The organism is Pedobacter ghigonis (assembly GCF_903166585.1).
GTDB lineage: Bacteria > Bacteroidota > Bacteroidia > Sphingobacteriales > Sphingobacteriaceae > Pedobacter > Pedobacter ghigonis.
In genome coordinates, this window is sequence record NZ_CAESCM010000003.1 from 219,729 (window position 1) to 235,443 (window position 15,715).

A 15,715-nucleotide genomic window follows, 5' to 3' on the forward strand; every position below is an offset into this window, starting at 1 on the left:
TATAACCGGAATGAATAGTGCCTCGCAATGACGAATTTCTATAGTCCTATCGATTCTCTCGTGATGTTATAACTGGTTAATATTTCATCAATTTTTACGGGCAAACCTGTTTCCAACGATCTATCCATGGCCTGTAAAAGCGCTATGGTTCCTATTCCCTCTTTTAAATCGGGATAAGCGGTAAACTTGTTGTTAATGCTATCGGCAAAATAATCCAGGTAATTCTGGTATTCGCCGGCATGGTGACTTTGCCCTTCGAAACGGAAATAATGCTTTAAAGTAGCATCGCCCCAGGTAATGATTTTCTCTTCACCGGTTTTGGTAGTAACCGAATAACGCAGTTCGTGGTAATCGGCCTGACTAGCCCCTTCTGTTCCGCGTAAAATACAGCTCATTCCACTATCGCGGCTTGTCGGCTGAGTTGGCCCGGTATAGGCACCACTAACACGAGCAATTCTGCCGTCTTTAGCCTTGAAAATGAAGTGCATGGTGTCCTGGTTTTTTAAGCCTGCTTTTTGGCCATTGCTACTCAGCATACCATAACCCATTACTTCTTCAATATCGGGCATGTACCAGCGAATAAAATCGACCGGGTGACTTAAACCACCATACAACCATTTAAACGATTGTTTTAAGGACCAGCCTTTCTCTAAAAACCATCGGTGATCGGCATGGTAATGACTTTCGATGGTGATTAACTCGCCGATTAAACCTTTGTCAAAATCTTTTCGCTGCCGCATGGCTGGTTCGAAAAACCGTGAGCTCTGACCAACAAAAATTTTCTTTTTCGTTTTTTTACTGAGTGCTAAAAGTTCGTTTGCCTGCGAAAGGTCGTCGATAAATGGCTTGGTGCAAACCACATGTTTATCGTGCTCCAAAGCCAGCTTAATGTGCTCAAAATGCAAATGATCAGGGGTGTAAATCGCAATCATATCAATTTTGTCGCTTTTCAGCATGTCGTCGTAATTGGTGGTCCAGTTTTGAAAATCGAACTCCAGTGCGCGTTCTTCGCACAGTTTTTTATTGGCATCACAAATTTGAATCAGTTTAAATTTGGTGCTTGCCAGTGAGGCAGAAATGGTGCTTCTGCCCTCGCCTAATCCTAATATTCCTAATCTTAACATAGTTTGTTTTTTGTAAGCTTTATTGTTCAGTTTACGACTGAGGTTAACTTGTATGCGTTTGTCATCCTGAGTTTTATTTTATTGGATAAAAATCATTATGAATGACTTCCTATGCGTGGTCGTCATTTCGAGCGGAGTGCAACGTAGTCGAGAAATCTGTCTCTATAGATTTCTCCGTTACGCTTCGCTTCATCCGATAGCTATCGGATCGAAATGACGATTCTTCTATTGGGTCTATCAATTTATCGGTTTAAAGAAAACCCAAACCTCGCCGGGTTTGGTGCCTGCTATTCCTTCCTGGTATTTTTTCATTAATGTATTCCATTCGTCTACTTTAGGGTTGTTTTCGGTTGTTTTGGGGTTCAGTTTATTTAAATCTGCACCTTTGGGTATGCTGATAATCAACATCAGCTGGCGGTCTTTTTTAAAGATAACCAGGCGTTGAAAATCTGCATTGCAAAAACCTTTTGATATTTCGGGCCATTTCTCGAATTGTGTTTTGTGGTAATCGAGGTATTCTTTTTGCAGCTTTTCGTCATTAACCAGATTGGCCGATAGGATAATATTGTCCCATTCTTTTACCGGTGCTGTTCCACATTGCTGTTTCCGGTCGAAATCGTAAAACATATTCTCATACAACTTAATCTCAGTGGCATTGAGCCTTTTTAAAGTTTGTTGTAAACTTTCTGTTTTTAAGGTTGAAGTATAAACCACCAAACGGTTTTCCCAGCTGTAAATGGATGATCTTAAAAGGTTATTTTCTCGGGCAAATGCTGTCAGGGTTTTATCGTTGGGTACTGCACCGGCTTTAAAAATCAGCTCAAAGACTACGGGCTTATCTATTGCGTTATTTATTTTCCGGGTGGCAGAAATAAGTGATTTATCTTTCAGCAGGTACTGGTATGGAGGCGTTAGTCCTGCATTTTGTTTGATTTTTTGGGAAACCTCCGGCCCATTATTCTCCCATAAATTATCTGGTCCGTTGGCATTTTGCAGGTATTTTTCGCTTGGTGTCCAGTTATCTTTAATGGTTAGGTACGAAGATCCCTCATCCGTGTAGAGGTAAAACCAGTGGTCGGGAAGGTGTGCATACCTGGCTGTGTAAATGCTATCGATCACATTTTTGGTAATAAGAGAGTTCGGCTGGGCTGATAAAGTGTAAATGCCGGCCACATCGTACATGTGTTTGCCGTAATGGTGGATTTTATTGCCGCTGATGGTATTATCCTTCATCGCATTTTTGGTTTTTGTCCAGCCCCAGCCCATGCTAATTCCGGAGTAAGAAACATCGCTGATTTCGTTATGGATGATTTTCAGCCCACGCACGTAACCCGCACCAATACCAACTGCACCCCAATCTTCGTTGGTTACATCGGTAATCAGATTGTTTTCGATCAGGTTGTTAGCCGAAATTTCGCGCTCATCTGAAGGTTGATAAGGCAAATGTACCTCAGTAGCTTCATCCGAAAAAGTACCCATGAGTATACCCGATCCGCCAATATCTTTAAACAAGTTGCCTTTAATCTGATTGTTAGTCGTTCCTTTTTGGTAATCTATACCGGTTGAAGCATGGTGTTCGAACCTGCAACCTTCAAAATCGATGTGATTGGCATAGCTGATTTCGATAGCCGAAGCTGGCCGGCCAACCCAGGCCTGGTTCTCTAATGTAGGTTTATCGGCAGTTCCGGGCTGGTCTAACTTATAGGCATCGAGCATGTACATGCCTGCCTGGTGCGGTACGTGGCCTTGCTCGGAAGGCCATAACCATGATGCGTGTTGAAAAGATATTCCATGAAATGAAATGTAAGATACGGGCTGATCGATGGTTCCTTTCACCTTGACCAGCGTTTCCAAAGCCGGAACAACGACATCTGCCTGCTGCATGTTTTGATTGGATTTGGGCCAGTAATATACTTTATGCTGCTGTAAATCTTCGAACCATTCGCCTGGCTCATCTAAAAACTGAATCGCATTCGTAAGGTAATAGGCAGAGTTTCCAGTTTTGCCAGAAATCCATGGCGCTGGCCAGGGATGTTCTGATTGTATGCGGCTTTCGGGCTGTAAAAAGGAAAGCTCAGCGACATTGTTTTGGGTTTTTACCGATTTTACCCGCAAATTGGCAATGGCCCACCATTGATGGATCACCATTTCGATACCTTTTGCCTTACTCAGGTTGATGTTTTTGTTTAAGGGGATTTTGCAGGTTTGAGATTGCGCATCCCAGGATAAAATCCTGTTCATGGCATCGCCATTGGCATCTTTAGCCCGTACAGCCTTATTGCCATTTACCCAGAGCTGCCTGAATAACAAAGTGTTATCGGCAAACATAGGGGCATCAGCCACCCAAACTTTACCCATGGCCGTTTTGGGCAAACCCACAACAGATGTGGTTAATTTCTTCCAGCCCTTAATTTTTACACCGCCACTAAAAATAACACTTGCGCCGGGAGCAGCCATAATCTGTGTCGGATTATCTTTTGTGCCTGAATCTTCCGGGCGAAGGACAATGGTTTCGTCTAAAGTGTAATGACCATTTTCAATGATGATATTAATCCCGCCTTTAATCGAATTATCGTTTAAGCGCCGCAACTCCCTCGCCTTCCGGATGGCAAAATGCAAGGATGCCAAGGGTTTGGCTTTGGTTCCAGTGTTGCGGTCTGAGCCCATTTTAGAGACATAAATATCAGCCGCATTTGCATTTAGATATAATAAGCTAAATATCAGTATAATAACAAGGTATGCTTTTAATCTTAGATTACTTAGTTGGTAACTTTTTAGGCTTATCATCATCTCACTAATAAGATTGCTTCGTGCCTCGCAATGACGAAACCTCGCTTTGAAAAATGGACTTCAGGTATTTGGTGTTGGCGGTAAAGTTGTATTTCACATTAGTAGGCTGTTTGGCATCACGGCTACGTTCTACAACGAGCCAGCCGCTCCAGCCCATTTCATCTAAAGTTTGTTTTACATTTTTGAGGTCAATTTTGGGGTCGTTTTCGAGCCAAACCCCATCTTCGTTGGTGGCATGAATTTGTATGATGTTTTTGCGTCCCAATATCCTCAGCTCCTCGTGTAAATCGCGGCCATTTTTGATCGCATTAGAAAAATTGAAATAGCTTCTGATGTTTTTACAATTGATTTCCTTCAGCAACTGCAATTCGCCTTTGGCATCCAGTGCGGTTTCGATACCAATCACTACACCTGCCTTTCGAGCCATTTTGCCTGCGATTTTTAAGCGTTCAACAATGGGTGCCCTCAATTCTGGGTTTTTAACCAGATCGCCCTGTATGCCCAGCGGTAAAAAAACAACTTTAATTTGCATGGCTTTAGCGGTATCTAAACAATCCTGCACCATTTTTTGGTAGGTAGGACGTTTGGCAAAAGACTGCGCATAAAAACCGGTCATGGCCAATGCACAAAATTCGAGGTTAAGCGTTTTTGCTTTTTCTATGTATTGCTGGCGGATGCCCGGGTCTGCCAGTTTATTGTCGAAGGTTTCCCGGTCACCCAGCCCACCCATATCGATTTCCAATCCATCGGCTCCAATTTCGCTGGTTAAGTCTAAAGCACTTAATTTCTGACGTTTGAGTATCATCAAATCAATCACAGCTACTTTGTATCTGCTTTTTAGGGGAGCCGCCTGCAAAATATTGGGCAGCATTAAGCCGCCGCTAATTAATGCGAGATTTTGAATAAAGGTTCTTCTGTTTTGGTGTTCCATAATTTAGTTCAGGCTTTGTGGAAACATTTTTTGCAGGTTCTCAAAACCCATTACAGCGTTTTTGGGTAATTTTTCTCCCTTATCGCCGAAAACATACAAGGCATTTTCTTTTTCGATGGTTACTTTGCTTTCATCGTATTTTCCGGATTTGTCTTTTACCGCATTACCGTTAAGCTTGAAATATTTAATCAGAAAGTCGTAAAGGGCAATGCGTTTATTTGGGCCGAAATCATGCTTTTCGTCGGGTAAATGCACATTTTCAACTTTATCTTTTACGCCATAATAGCCATACATTTTTTGCAGGTATGGAAAATCGTGTTCAGGCGTATGTGCGGTCCAGTCGCTGCCATCCGATACGAGTAATTGTGGTCTTGGTGCAGCCATTGCAGCCAGTTCTACATTATCGGTTCCGCCAGCGCATTGATGAATGGGCATACCGCTTTCGCAAGGGCAACCACCATAAAAGTATGATGACATGGCCACCACCGGTGCGCTGAGCTTAATGCGGTTATCCATGGCAGTCATTAAAATCGAGTGACTGCCAGCTCCCGAACCACCACTAATGGCTACCCTGTTGGTATCGGTTTCCTTTAATTTGGTGAAATAATCCAAAATGCGGATTCCACCCAATGTTTGCACGGTTTGGGCCAGGCTTTTTCTGTGATCTTCATATTTAAACTGCAACATCGATTCGCCCCAGGCAAAGAGGTCGTAACTGAAGGCCATTGCGCCCATTCTGGCCAGCATGGCACAACGAATCTGACAATCAGCACGGTAACGCTGTTTTTCCCAATGTCCATCAGGACTTAAGATAAGCGGTATTTTTCCTTTGATATTTAAGGGTTTATAAAGTGATCCGTTAATCCAAACGCCGGGTAAAATCTCCAGCGCTATGTTTTCAACCGAATAGCCGTCGAAAATTCTTTTAGCGGTTATAATGGGCTTCGCATCTGGTTTAGCTGGTAAAGGTGATAGTTGCAAAGCTTCAAAAAGCTGAGGTTTTATTAAGGCTTTCCGCTTTTCCCAGCTCGCTTTATCTGTATATTTTGAAGCTAAGCTATCGAGGTAAGCCCAACCATCCTGAACCTCCCAACGGTAATATTCGTATTCTTTAAGCTTGTAAACCCCTGGTTTCTCTTTGTTAACTTTCATGTCCAGCGGCGTAAGCACGTTGGTTAAGGTTTCGTCAACGTTTGCCCGAAAACGCCATGTGGCATAATTTACCCACTTATCTTTTACCTGTGGTTCAGCATATTTAATCTTTACGTTATAGCGGTTTTCAATGGCTTTAAGTACCTCTATTAAAGGTTTTTTGTAGGCCTTATCTGAATTTTGAGTTTGGGCAGAAAGCATGTCAATGAAAGACACTGAACCCAAAATAAATAACACAAGACATCTAAAAATTTTGCCCGTCATTGCGAGTGCTGATTTTTCATCAGCCGAAGTAATCTGTCTTACCTGGAGAGATTGCTTCGTCGTACCTCCTCGCAATGACGATTTTCTTATATTTCTCATGGCTCCTCGTTTTTGGTTTCTGTAATTACCGGTGCGGCATATCCGTTCAGTTTTGGCCAAATACCATTTTCAATTTTCTTCAATTTTAGCTTCGAGGGGTCTACTACTACGTGTTTGATCTTTTCCCTTCTCCAGGTATAAATGAAATGCAGCATGCCATCAGCCGTTTGGATTACAGCCGGATAAGAATACTGGCTAATGGGCGAGTCTTCTAAAATCAGTGCTGCGTACCAGGTTTTACCATCTTTAGAAACAGAAACATTTAACGGTGTGCGTGCTCCTTTCGCTAAATCGCCCGGAGGCAACACATGGTTGTACACCAATACCTGACGGCCATCTTTCAGTGTAACGGCATCGGTACCCGAATTGTTATTGGGTAATGTAGTTTTGGTGAGCGGTGTCCAGGTTTCGCCATTATCAGCCGACCATGATTCGGCAATTGCCCGGTTAGCGGTACGTGCTAAAATTTGCAGTTTGCCTTTTCCGTATTGCAAAATGCTGGGTTGAATGGCTTTAAGCCCATTTTCTTGTAATGGGCCTACGGTACGCCAGGTTTTGCCGTTATCTTTAGTTACCTCGAAATGTACTTTCCAGCCATCACCTTCCCTGCTCGATGGCGCGAAAAGGTTTCCGTTGCTTAGCAATACGGGCTTATTTTTAACCGGGCCGATGTTCCCCGCAGGCAGTTTTGTAGCTTCCGACCAGGTTTTACCGCCATCTTTTGAGGTTCGCATCATGCCCCACCACTCTGAAGGTTTTGGACCGATCTTGTAGAATAACAATAAATCGCCGCCGGGTACCTGATACAAAACCGGGTTCCAGGTAGGTAATCGTTTACCATCGGACATAATACCGTTCGCTACCGAAACGGGTGCCAGCCATTTCCCATCAACAAAACGGCTGATGTAAATCTCCACATCTGGATTTCTTTCTTTGGTACCTCCAAAAAATGAGGCCACCAGGCCTGTTGGCGTTTCGGCGATAGTAGCCGAGTGACAAGACGGAAACGGTGCCTTTTCGTATAAAAACTCTTGCTTAACTATACCGGTTTGCCATTTTTCTACCTGGGCATTGGCGGTTATCGCTACTGCGAGAACTAATCCTAGTGTAACGTATATTTTTCTATTTAACATCATATTTTCTTAGTCATTCTTCTATTTTCGCCACATCATTTCCAGCTTGACTGGAAATCTTAATATAGTCGCTTGCATTCCTTTTGCTTTAAGATTCCCGCCTGCGCGGGAATGACGGCACTGCTGGGGAAACCATTACTGTTTTGCTGCTTTTTCTTCTTTAATTTTTTTAGTGTAAGCACTGTAAAGCGCTCTCCAGCTACGGCCGTTGTTATTGAGCAATTGCTCCGATTTGGTTTTATAGATCTCAAAAATGGCCGAAATCTGCTTCATGTTTTTATAATCAACAGCCTGCTCCCTCGCCTGTTTTAAGTAAGCGAGTATTTTAGCTTCTTCATCGGTTGTTAAATCGGGCACTATGGCTTTGTAGCCTTTCATGGTAAAAGCCACCTTTCCGATGGTATATTTATCGAGGATCAATTCTACCTGATCGGCTGTTAGGTTTTGGTTTAAGCCGTCCATCAGCGCTTTGTGCACAGCAGCAGGCATGGCCGAATCGGCGATAATCTGTTTGTCCAGGTCGCTTAATTTGGTGCCGGTTACCGGATTTATCCCATCCGGAACTGTTGATGAAGGATGGTCGTTATGCCAGTCCCTGATGGTTGTTAAATGCACTGCGATGATGTGCTCAACTGCTGTTTTTTTGCTTGCATCGGTTAAATTTAAAGCTGAAACCCATTCTTTGGCTTTGCTGGTAATTTCCTCAGGTACAACAATTTCTTTTGTTTGACTGAATACATTTACTGAAATCATCAGTAGGCTGTTCAGCATAAAGAATCTTAAAATCTTTCTCATAATATTATTTTATATTGGTTTAAAAATTTTGTTTAATGTGCAAATGCGCGTCATCTTGGCTGTTTTAAACTCTGCTATGCGGTTGACAGCGTCCAATAGAAGAATCGTCATTTCGACTGGAGCCAGCTGTTTTTCACTGGCGGCGGAATGGAGAAATCTATAGAAACAGATTTCTCGACTACGTTGCACTCCGCTCGAAATGACGAGCTCTGTGGTGAGATGCTGAAACAAGTTCAGCATGACGGTACCGGAGTTATTTCTGCTCCACCACAAACTCATAATCTCCCGAGCCTACCTCATAAATGGCCCTGTCTTTTTCTAATTTTATAAATTTTAAATCTTTTATTGAGCCTAGGCTTTCTGTAACTGCATTTTTGTTTTTAGCAGGAATGTAAAGCATAGCTGTTGTATTGGCCGGAATGCTAATTTTCCAGTTAAACTTATTGGCTGTTTTGCTATAACTGCTTTTAATCAGGCCATAAGCGGAATGATAACCCGCAGTTACCTGGTCCAAACCGTTAATCATTTCGGGTTTCATGGTAATTTTTTTAAACGCCGGACTTTCGGCCTTAATACCCGCCAGATTTTCGTAATACCAGATCAGCAAATCGCCCAGCATCATTACATGGTTTTGCGAATTCATTTTCGGATCGGCGGTATTTCCGTTCCAGAGCTCCCAGATGGTGGTTGCACCGTTATCGATCATGTAGCCCCAACCCGGGTAAGTTTTTTGCGTGGCAATGGTGTAGGCCAAATCTGGCCGGCCGTAATCGTTTAAGCAGCGCATTAGCCACTGTACCCCAACCAAACCATTACTTAAATGCCCTTTATTGGTTACTTCAACCGTGTACACGATGTTTTTGAAAACCTGATTAATATTCGCTTCAGGTACCATTCCGAAATACAGCGGAATAATGTTATCCGTTAAGTTGTTGCTGGCATAAAAGCCTTTTTCATTGTAGAATTTCTGATTAAATGCTGATTTAATTTTATCGCCTAAGGCTTTAAATTCTTTGTAATCACTATCATTTCCGCTTATCTGGCTAAACTGCATCATCAGTTGTGTAAAGTGGTAGTAATATGCCGTCGAAATCAATTCGGAAGGATATTTTTTATCTGCACTTTTACCTCTGCCCGCCTCAATGGTTACAGGTGGCATGCACCAATCGCCATAACTGTCTTTGGTGAGGATGTAATCTTTCATGTACCGCTCCTGCATGTAGCGAAGCCACTTTTTGATGGCTGGATAATTATCAGTCACCGCATTTACATCACCGGTTTGTTTGTAGAGCATTTCGGTAATGAGCACAATAGAACCCGGCCAGCTCATGTTATCGCTGTAATATCGCCAAAAAGCAGGGGCAACATCGGGAATGGCACCATCTTCTTTTTGTGCATTCCTGATATCCTGCAACCACTTGGCGTAAAATTTACCATTATCGAACAGGAAATTTTCGCCGTGTGCTACAGCACCTCTGTCGCCCAACCAGGGCATGCGTTCGTTGCGTTGCGGGCAGTCGATCGGGATACCCTTATAGTTACCGGCAATTCCCCACCAGGCATTTTTAAAAATCTTGTTGGTTAGCGCATTTGAAGTTTCGAAAGTGCCTACGGTGTTCATCTTGTCGTAGATCATTTTTCCGGTAAAATCAGTCAGGCTGGGTGTATAATTCAATCCAGATATTTCTACATACCTAAAACCGCGGTAAGCAAAAGTCGGTTCCCATAATTCTGGTTCGTTTCCTTTAAAAGTATATAAATCAGTGCATTTGGCATTGCGCAGGTTTGCGGTAAACAGCTCGCCATTTTCCTGTAGTGATTCGGCAAAGCGTAATTTAATTTGTTTGCCCTTCTGCCCCTTTACTTTAATTTGTAGCCAGCCAACCATGTTCTGTCCCATATCCAACAGGTATCTGCCACCCGGAATTGCCTTAACTGAAAGGGGTTTCAGGGTATTCATCACCCGCATGTTTTCGTTCATTTGGGCCTCAATGGTTCCCGAAGGTTCCTGTACAAATTCTGCTTTGAGCCATTTGCTGTCGTCAAAACCTGCCTTATTCCAGCCAATCGCTTCTTTTGTTGCGTCGTATTCTTCGCCGTCGTATTCGTTATTGGCCCTGATAGGTCCATCGGCAGTACCTTTCCAGCTGTCATCAGTATCGATATTGGCCATACTGCCATCACTGTAAACGATACGGATGTTCAGCAGCATTTTAGGAAAACCAAATGTTTTGATTTTGTAGGGTTTTTCATTTTGCCGCATGGCGAAGAAACGACCATTACCTAAAACGGCACCTACCGCATTTTTTCCTTCCTGCAAATACGAGGTAACATCGTAAGTATTGTACTTTACGTTTTTATTGTAATCGGTTGGTGAGGGAGTGAGTACCTCCTCGCCTACTTTTTTGCCATTGAGGTAAAGCTGGTACAAGCCCAGGCCGATAATAGAGGCCGTGGCATATTTTACTTTTTTAGTGCTTTGAAATTCCTTTCTGAAATAACGTGCGGATAAGCGGGAATCCGTTTTGGTGTTATCCCAGGGAAAAGCCCTGTCGAAACCAATCCAACCTTTCGGCCAGTCTTTGTAGCTGAGTAAGCCCATTGTCCACGAATTAGTGGCTGACCATTCGCTTTCGCCGGCAGTAGTCCAGGTTTTTACCTTCCAGTAACAGCGCATTCTGCTATTCAGTACCTGTCCGTTGTATTTAACGTGGATCGATTCTTCGTTATTTACCTTCCCCGAATTCCAGAGATCACCTTCATTTTGTGCCAGTTTTTCGGCTGTTGAAGCCACCAGGACCTGATAAGCTTTTTGCGTAACATTACGTTTTGATGAAAGGATTTCCCAGCTTAACCGGGGTTGTGTTACATCAATACCTAATGGATTAACCAACATCTCGCATTTCAGGTTTTGCAGGCTTACCTGAGCCACAAGTTTCTGGAATGGCAGCAACAGCAGCAGCATGATTATCGATATGTAGGTTTTAATGTTCATTTTTTTTTGTGGTGATTACACTGATTTATGGATTACTCCGATTGTTATCTTTTATTGTAATGTTTAAAGGTTGTAATGTTCTAACGACTAACGTTTCAACATTCAAACTTTGCAACCTTTTAACTTTTTTAGTTTTATCATTAATTAGATTGCTTCGTCGTACCTCCTCGCAATGACGTGTTTCTGTCAGAAAAATCAAAATACAAGGTCATATCCAACGCCCTTGCCGGTTCTTTTTCAAAATCGTAAAACACATGCTTCATGCCCATCGGGCCGGTGGTTTCTGGTTTTTGCGTTTTGGTACCAATAGCAGATATTCCATTCATGAACGAAATATCCCCGTTAGGAAAAGTTGGGCTCATGTTATCATATTCTGTATCTTTCGATTTTTTTGGCGTAAATAACCTTAAGAAAACATCTTCCCGATCGGTTACTACCTTGAAATTTTGTGTTTTGCCAATAAAATCGCACCAGTACATGTTTGAATAATAACCTTTAAATTCAGGATACTGCCATGGCGGTTCTCCGGTTGCCGAATCGTTATAATCTTTTTTCCAGATACCCAGCTGCGTGCCTTTCATGCGGTTTTTCCAAACCCGGTAAGGGCCATTGCCTTTATAAGTTACGCCTTTAATTTCGGTTTCGGGGTAAGAAAAGTTTAGACCGACGAAAGTGGTAAAATAAGCGGCTGGGAAATATTTTACCTGCATTTTTAACCAGCCCGATGGATAAATGGTCCACTCTAAGGTGTTGTAACTCTCTTTGCGGTCAAAAGTAGAAGCAATAACCAGGTTTTGTCCGTCCATTCTGGTTGTGAAATTTTTGAAGTTATTTACACCTTCCTGTAAAACCGGACCGTTGTTAAAGGGGATAATTCCTTTGGCATTTTCGGCTTTCTGCAACAGGCCGGTAGTTTTATCAAAAGTGAGTTGGATGCCATTAGCCGAAACCTGGAAAAGCGTTGCTGATTCTTTCAGGTTCACTTTAGATGTGCCGGTAGTTACTACTAGCTTAGCGGCATCATCTTTCGGCAGGCTGATTGGGAAGCTCCAGGTAAATAATTCCTGACCGTAAACATCTTTTGCAGTTAAATATAAGGCATCGAAATTCTTCCAGTCGGCAGGAAGGTTAATTTGTAGTTTTCCTTTTTGAAAGGGTTTAATATCGGGCGCATCAGCTTTGCCTGCTTTGAAATACGTTTCGGTACCATCGCTTTTCAGGCTTTTCAGTTTCCATTCAAAGCTGCATTGATTCAGATTGGTAAAGGCATATCTGTTCTCCAGGCAAAACGCTCCGTCAAATGCTGCTGTGATTTCTCTTTTTTCGACAAACACAGGACTCCAAACTTCCTTGATCGTAAAAAAACTACCTTCTTTTTCGTGGTAAGGGCCAACAATACCATCTGGGCCATGATTGCCATCGGTATCTAAAATGCCGTTTTTATCTGTGCGTACTACAGCCTGGTCGGCAAAGTCCCAGAGAAAGCCTCCGGCCGAAAGCGGATTGTTCCACATCGCGTTCCAGTAATCCTCAATACCCGCACCGTGGCCACCATCCCACATGCCATGAAGGAATTCGGTAGGCATTAAAATGCTATGGCCATGATCGTAATTGCCAATGCCATAATTAAATTCGCGGTAATGCGTGGTTTCAAAACCACCAAAAACTTCCCAGGGATGGATTAACGGTCTTTTTTGAATGTCGTTTTCAGGGAAAAGGTGATCGAGCTCGCGGTTATGGCCACCTTCGTTTCCATTGGCCCAAAATATAATAGACGGATGGTTTTCATCATTAGCCATCATTTCTTTAAATAATTTGGTGCCGGTTGGGGTATCGTATGTGCCGTGCCAGCCTGCCAGTTCATCCATCACAAATAAGCCTAATGAATCGCAAACGTCTAAAAAGTGGCCATCAGGCGGGTAATGCGACATGCGAACGGCATTCATGTTCATTTCTTTCATTAACTTCACATCGGCAATGCTGATTTTTTTACTGGTGGTACGGCCAGATGATGGGTAAAAGGAATGCCGGTTTACCCCTTTGAATTTTATTTTTACACCGTTAACATAAACGCCATCGCGCTCGAGTAGTTCTACCGTTCTGAAACCTATTTTTTTGGTAAGCGTATGAAGTGTTTTTCCATTCTTGCTTAGCTTAAAAGTAGCGGTATATAAACTCGGGAACTCTGACGACCAAAGTGCAGGGTTTTTAAACGCCTGGTTGATCCTGGTGCTAGCCCCTGTAATTTTAAAAGCGGCACTGCTACCGAATCTATTTCCTTTTACATCGGTTAATTGCACAGAAATTTGATCAGCATCACCTGTGGTAAAAATGTGTGCATCCAATAATCCATTGGCCTGCGCATTAATCTGAACCCTATCGATATGGATTTGGGGCAAAGCTTCCAGGTAAACCGGACGGAAAATACCGCCGAAAATCCAGAAATCAGCCTTGCGTTCTGCATTGTTAACCGATTCATTGGCAGAATGCTTAGCTACTTTTACTTCAAGTAAATTATCGCTTCCAAATTTAATCAGTTTGGAAATGTTGTATTTAAAAACATAAAATGAACCTTGGTGGATCGCTCCCGCCAGCTGACCATTTATTTTGACTTCAGTATCGGTCATCGAGCCTTCAAAAACGATATTGATTTCCTTATTTTTCCAGGCAGTGGGAACATTGAATTTATACTTGTAAAGGCCTTGCTCCTTACCTTTATTTTCTTCTTTATTGAAACCGTAATTGTATTTGCCAAAGCCCTGCAGCTCCCAGTTTGAAGGAACCGGGATGCTTGTCCATTTGCCCGAATTCATGCCTTCGGTACAAAAGAATTCCCAGTTTACTGTATTGTCGTTACCCGTACCCGATAGATATAATTTCTCTGTTTGTTGTGCCTTGGTCAGGCAAAACAGTAAAATAAAGCAAAGAAATAGTGATGCTCGTTTTAACATTAATTGGTTTTAAATTGCTGGGTTAATGGATTATCGGTTCGAAAAGGCAAAGCGGGTAAACCATTGCCGTAAAAATTTCCGGTTGGGTTTTCTGTCCAGTTATAGCGCACCGCTTTAGGCAGCGCTACATCTTTAGCAGAAACCCATACCTTGCCCGCTTTGATAACTGCATTGGCTGGTACAAATTTGCCATCAGCGCCTGCCAGTGTAAAGCCGGTAACAGTGCCAGAAGCGTTTGCTTTTAAATATTCGAAATCTAGTATGGCTTTATCGCCTTTAAAGGCGACCGTTTTATAAACAGGACCAGAAAAGTCTGTTTTTTGCCTGTAAGTTTTGGCTAAAGCCCAAAGTGCTAAACGCCTGCCTACCTCCCATTTATAAGTGGGGTGTAAATCACCACCGTTATCGTTTAAATCGGAAGTTGAAACCAATCCGGTATTGGGCAAGCGTAAGATCTGATCCTGTGCCTCCCAAAAAGCAGGCTCTGTATCAGCGGTCAATACCACTTTATCGCTTTTTTGCTTGCTGTAATCGAAAGGCGCAATCTGCACATAATAAAAAGGCAAATTACTTTCGCCCCAGGCTTTGCGCCAGAGGTTTATCAGCGTTTTCATTTTATAACTGTAGCTGATCTTTTCGTTCAGAAAGCAATTGGTTTCTCCCTGATACCATAAAAATCCAGCGATTTTAAACTTTGAAAGCGGTTCAATCATCGGTGTATAAAACTTACCCGGATCGTTACCCACTTTTTCGTTTTTGAAATAGGGTTCTGCAGCAAATGCTTCCTGACTAATCCAGGGCTCGATGGCACTGCCGGGTACTGCTGAAGAAATTACACCCACCGGAACGCCGAGCTTTTGCTGTAATTCCTTCGCAAAGAAATAACCTACAGCCGAAAAGGCGCGTAAGGCAGAATCCTCGGCTACACCCCAGCTTTTATGAATAGAATCGGGTTTAATCAACGTTTTTCTATTCACCAGGAAAATTCTAATCTGTTTGTTTTTGGCCTGTGCAACTTCATCAGCCGGAAAACCCAATTTGTCGTTTTTAGGTTTCGGGATTTTGGCAAGTTTACGCATGGCATATTCCATGTTCGACTGGCCAGAGCAAAGCCACACCTCGCCAATCAGGATATTACTGAGTTCGATTGTATTGGAACCAGCAATGACCATACTTTGTGGCTCTGCCGATGTTTTTAGTGGATTTAATACCACTGCCCAGTTTCCGTTTTGGCTGGTAATCGCTTCTTTTTTCTGGCCTGCAAAAGTAACCGTTACTTTTTCGCCAACAGCTGCGAAGCCCCAGATCGTGATGGGTTTATCGCGTTGCAAAACCATATTGCTGGATAAGATTTGAGGCAACAGGATTTTGGCATTGGCGTTAAGTGAGAAAAGCGATAAGAGCGTAATGATTATCGTCATTGCGAGGAGGTACGACGAAGCAATCTTTTTAGCCTTGCACAAAGATTGCTTCGCTTCGAT

The 15,715-nt window shown here is 42.8% G+C and carries 9 protein-coding genes; all 9 read right to left on the bottom strand.

What is annotated here, in order from left to right; genetic code table 11:
- Positions 1-38: 38 nt before the first annotated feature.
- The 9 genes from HWV58_RS06475 to HWV58_RS06515 all read right to left on the bottom strand — a co-directional run bounded on the left by HWV58_RS06475 (position 39) and on the right by HWV58_RS06515 (position 15,655).
- Entirely contained in the window at positions 39-1,124 is a 1,086-nt protein-coding gene (locus tag HWV58_RS06475; protein ID WP_175633309.1) for a Gfo/Idh/MocA family protein, read from the bottom strand.
- 237 nt (positions 1,125-1,361) lie between these two features.
- The gene (locus HWV58_RS06480; RefSeq protein WP_235972666.1) at positions 1,362-3,914 is read right to left on the bottom strand and encodes a right-handed parallel beta-helix repeat-containing protein; all 2,553 of its coding nucleotides are present in this window, start codon (positions 3,912-3,914) and stop codon (positions 1,362-1,364) included.
- 4 nt (positions 3,915-3,918) lie between these two features.
- Complete coding sequence (locus tag HWV58_RS06485) at positions 3,919-4,845, bottom strand: sugar phosphate isomerase/epimerase family protein (RefSeq protein ID WP_175633310.1); 927 nt, start codon at positions 4,843-4,845, stop codon at positions 3,919-3,921.
- 3 nt (positions 4,846-4,848) lie between these two features.
- Positions 4,849-6,360 carry a DUF4974 domain-containing protein gene (locus tag HWV58_RS06490; protein WP_235972667.1) on the bottom strand — a complete coding sequence of 504 codons (1,512 nt, stop codon included), beginning with the start codon at positions 6,358-6,360 and terminating at the stop codon, positions 4,849-4,851.
- Positions 6,357-7,496 (bottom strand): sialidase family protein, encoded by a 1,140-nt coding sequence (locus HWV58_RS06495; RefSeq protein ID WP_235972668.1) that lies wholly within the window; start codon positions 7,494-7,496, stop codon positions 6,357-6,359. The genes HWV58_RS06490 and HWV58_RS06495 overlap by 4 nt, the downstream gene beginning before the upstream one ends.
- A 132-nt stretch (positions 7,497-7,628) precedes the next feature.
- On the bottom strand, positions 7,629-8,288 hold the full coding sequence (locus HWV58_RS06500; RefSeq protein WP_175633311.1) for a DUF3826 domain-containing protein: 660 nt from the start codon (positions 8,286-8,288) through the stop codon (positions 7,629-7,631).
- A gap of 253 nt (positions 8,289-8,541) precedes the next feature.
- The gene (locus tag HWV58_RS06505; RefSeq protein WP_175633312.1) at positions 8,542-11,283 is read right to left on the bottom strand and encodes an alpha-L-rhamnosidase; all 2,742 of its coding nucleotides are present in this window, start codon (positions 11,281-11,283) and stop codon (positions 8,542-8,544) included.
- A gap of 140 nt (positions 11,284-11,423) precedes the next feature.
- Positions 11,424-14,234, bottom strand: coding sequence for a glycoside hydrolase family 2 protein (locus HWV58_RS06510; protein ID WP_175633313.1), 2,811 nt, complete (start codon positions 14,232-14,234; stop codon positions 11,424-11,426).
- Positions 14,234-15,655: a sialate O-acetylesterase gene (locus HWV58_RS06515; RefSeq protein ID WP_235972669.1), complete on the bottom strand. Its 1,422-nt coding sequence runs from the start codon at positions 15,653-15,655 to the stop codon at positions 14,234-14,236. The genes HWV58_RS06510 and HWV58_RS06515 overlap by 1 nt, the downstream gene beginning before the upstream one ends.
- Positions 15,656-15,715 lie beyond the last annotated feature (60 nt).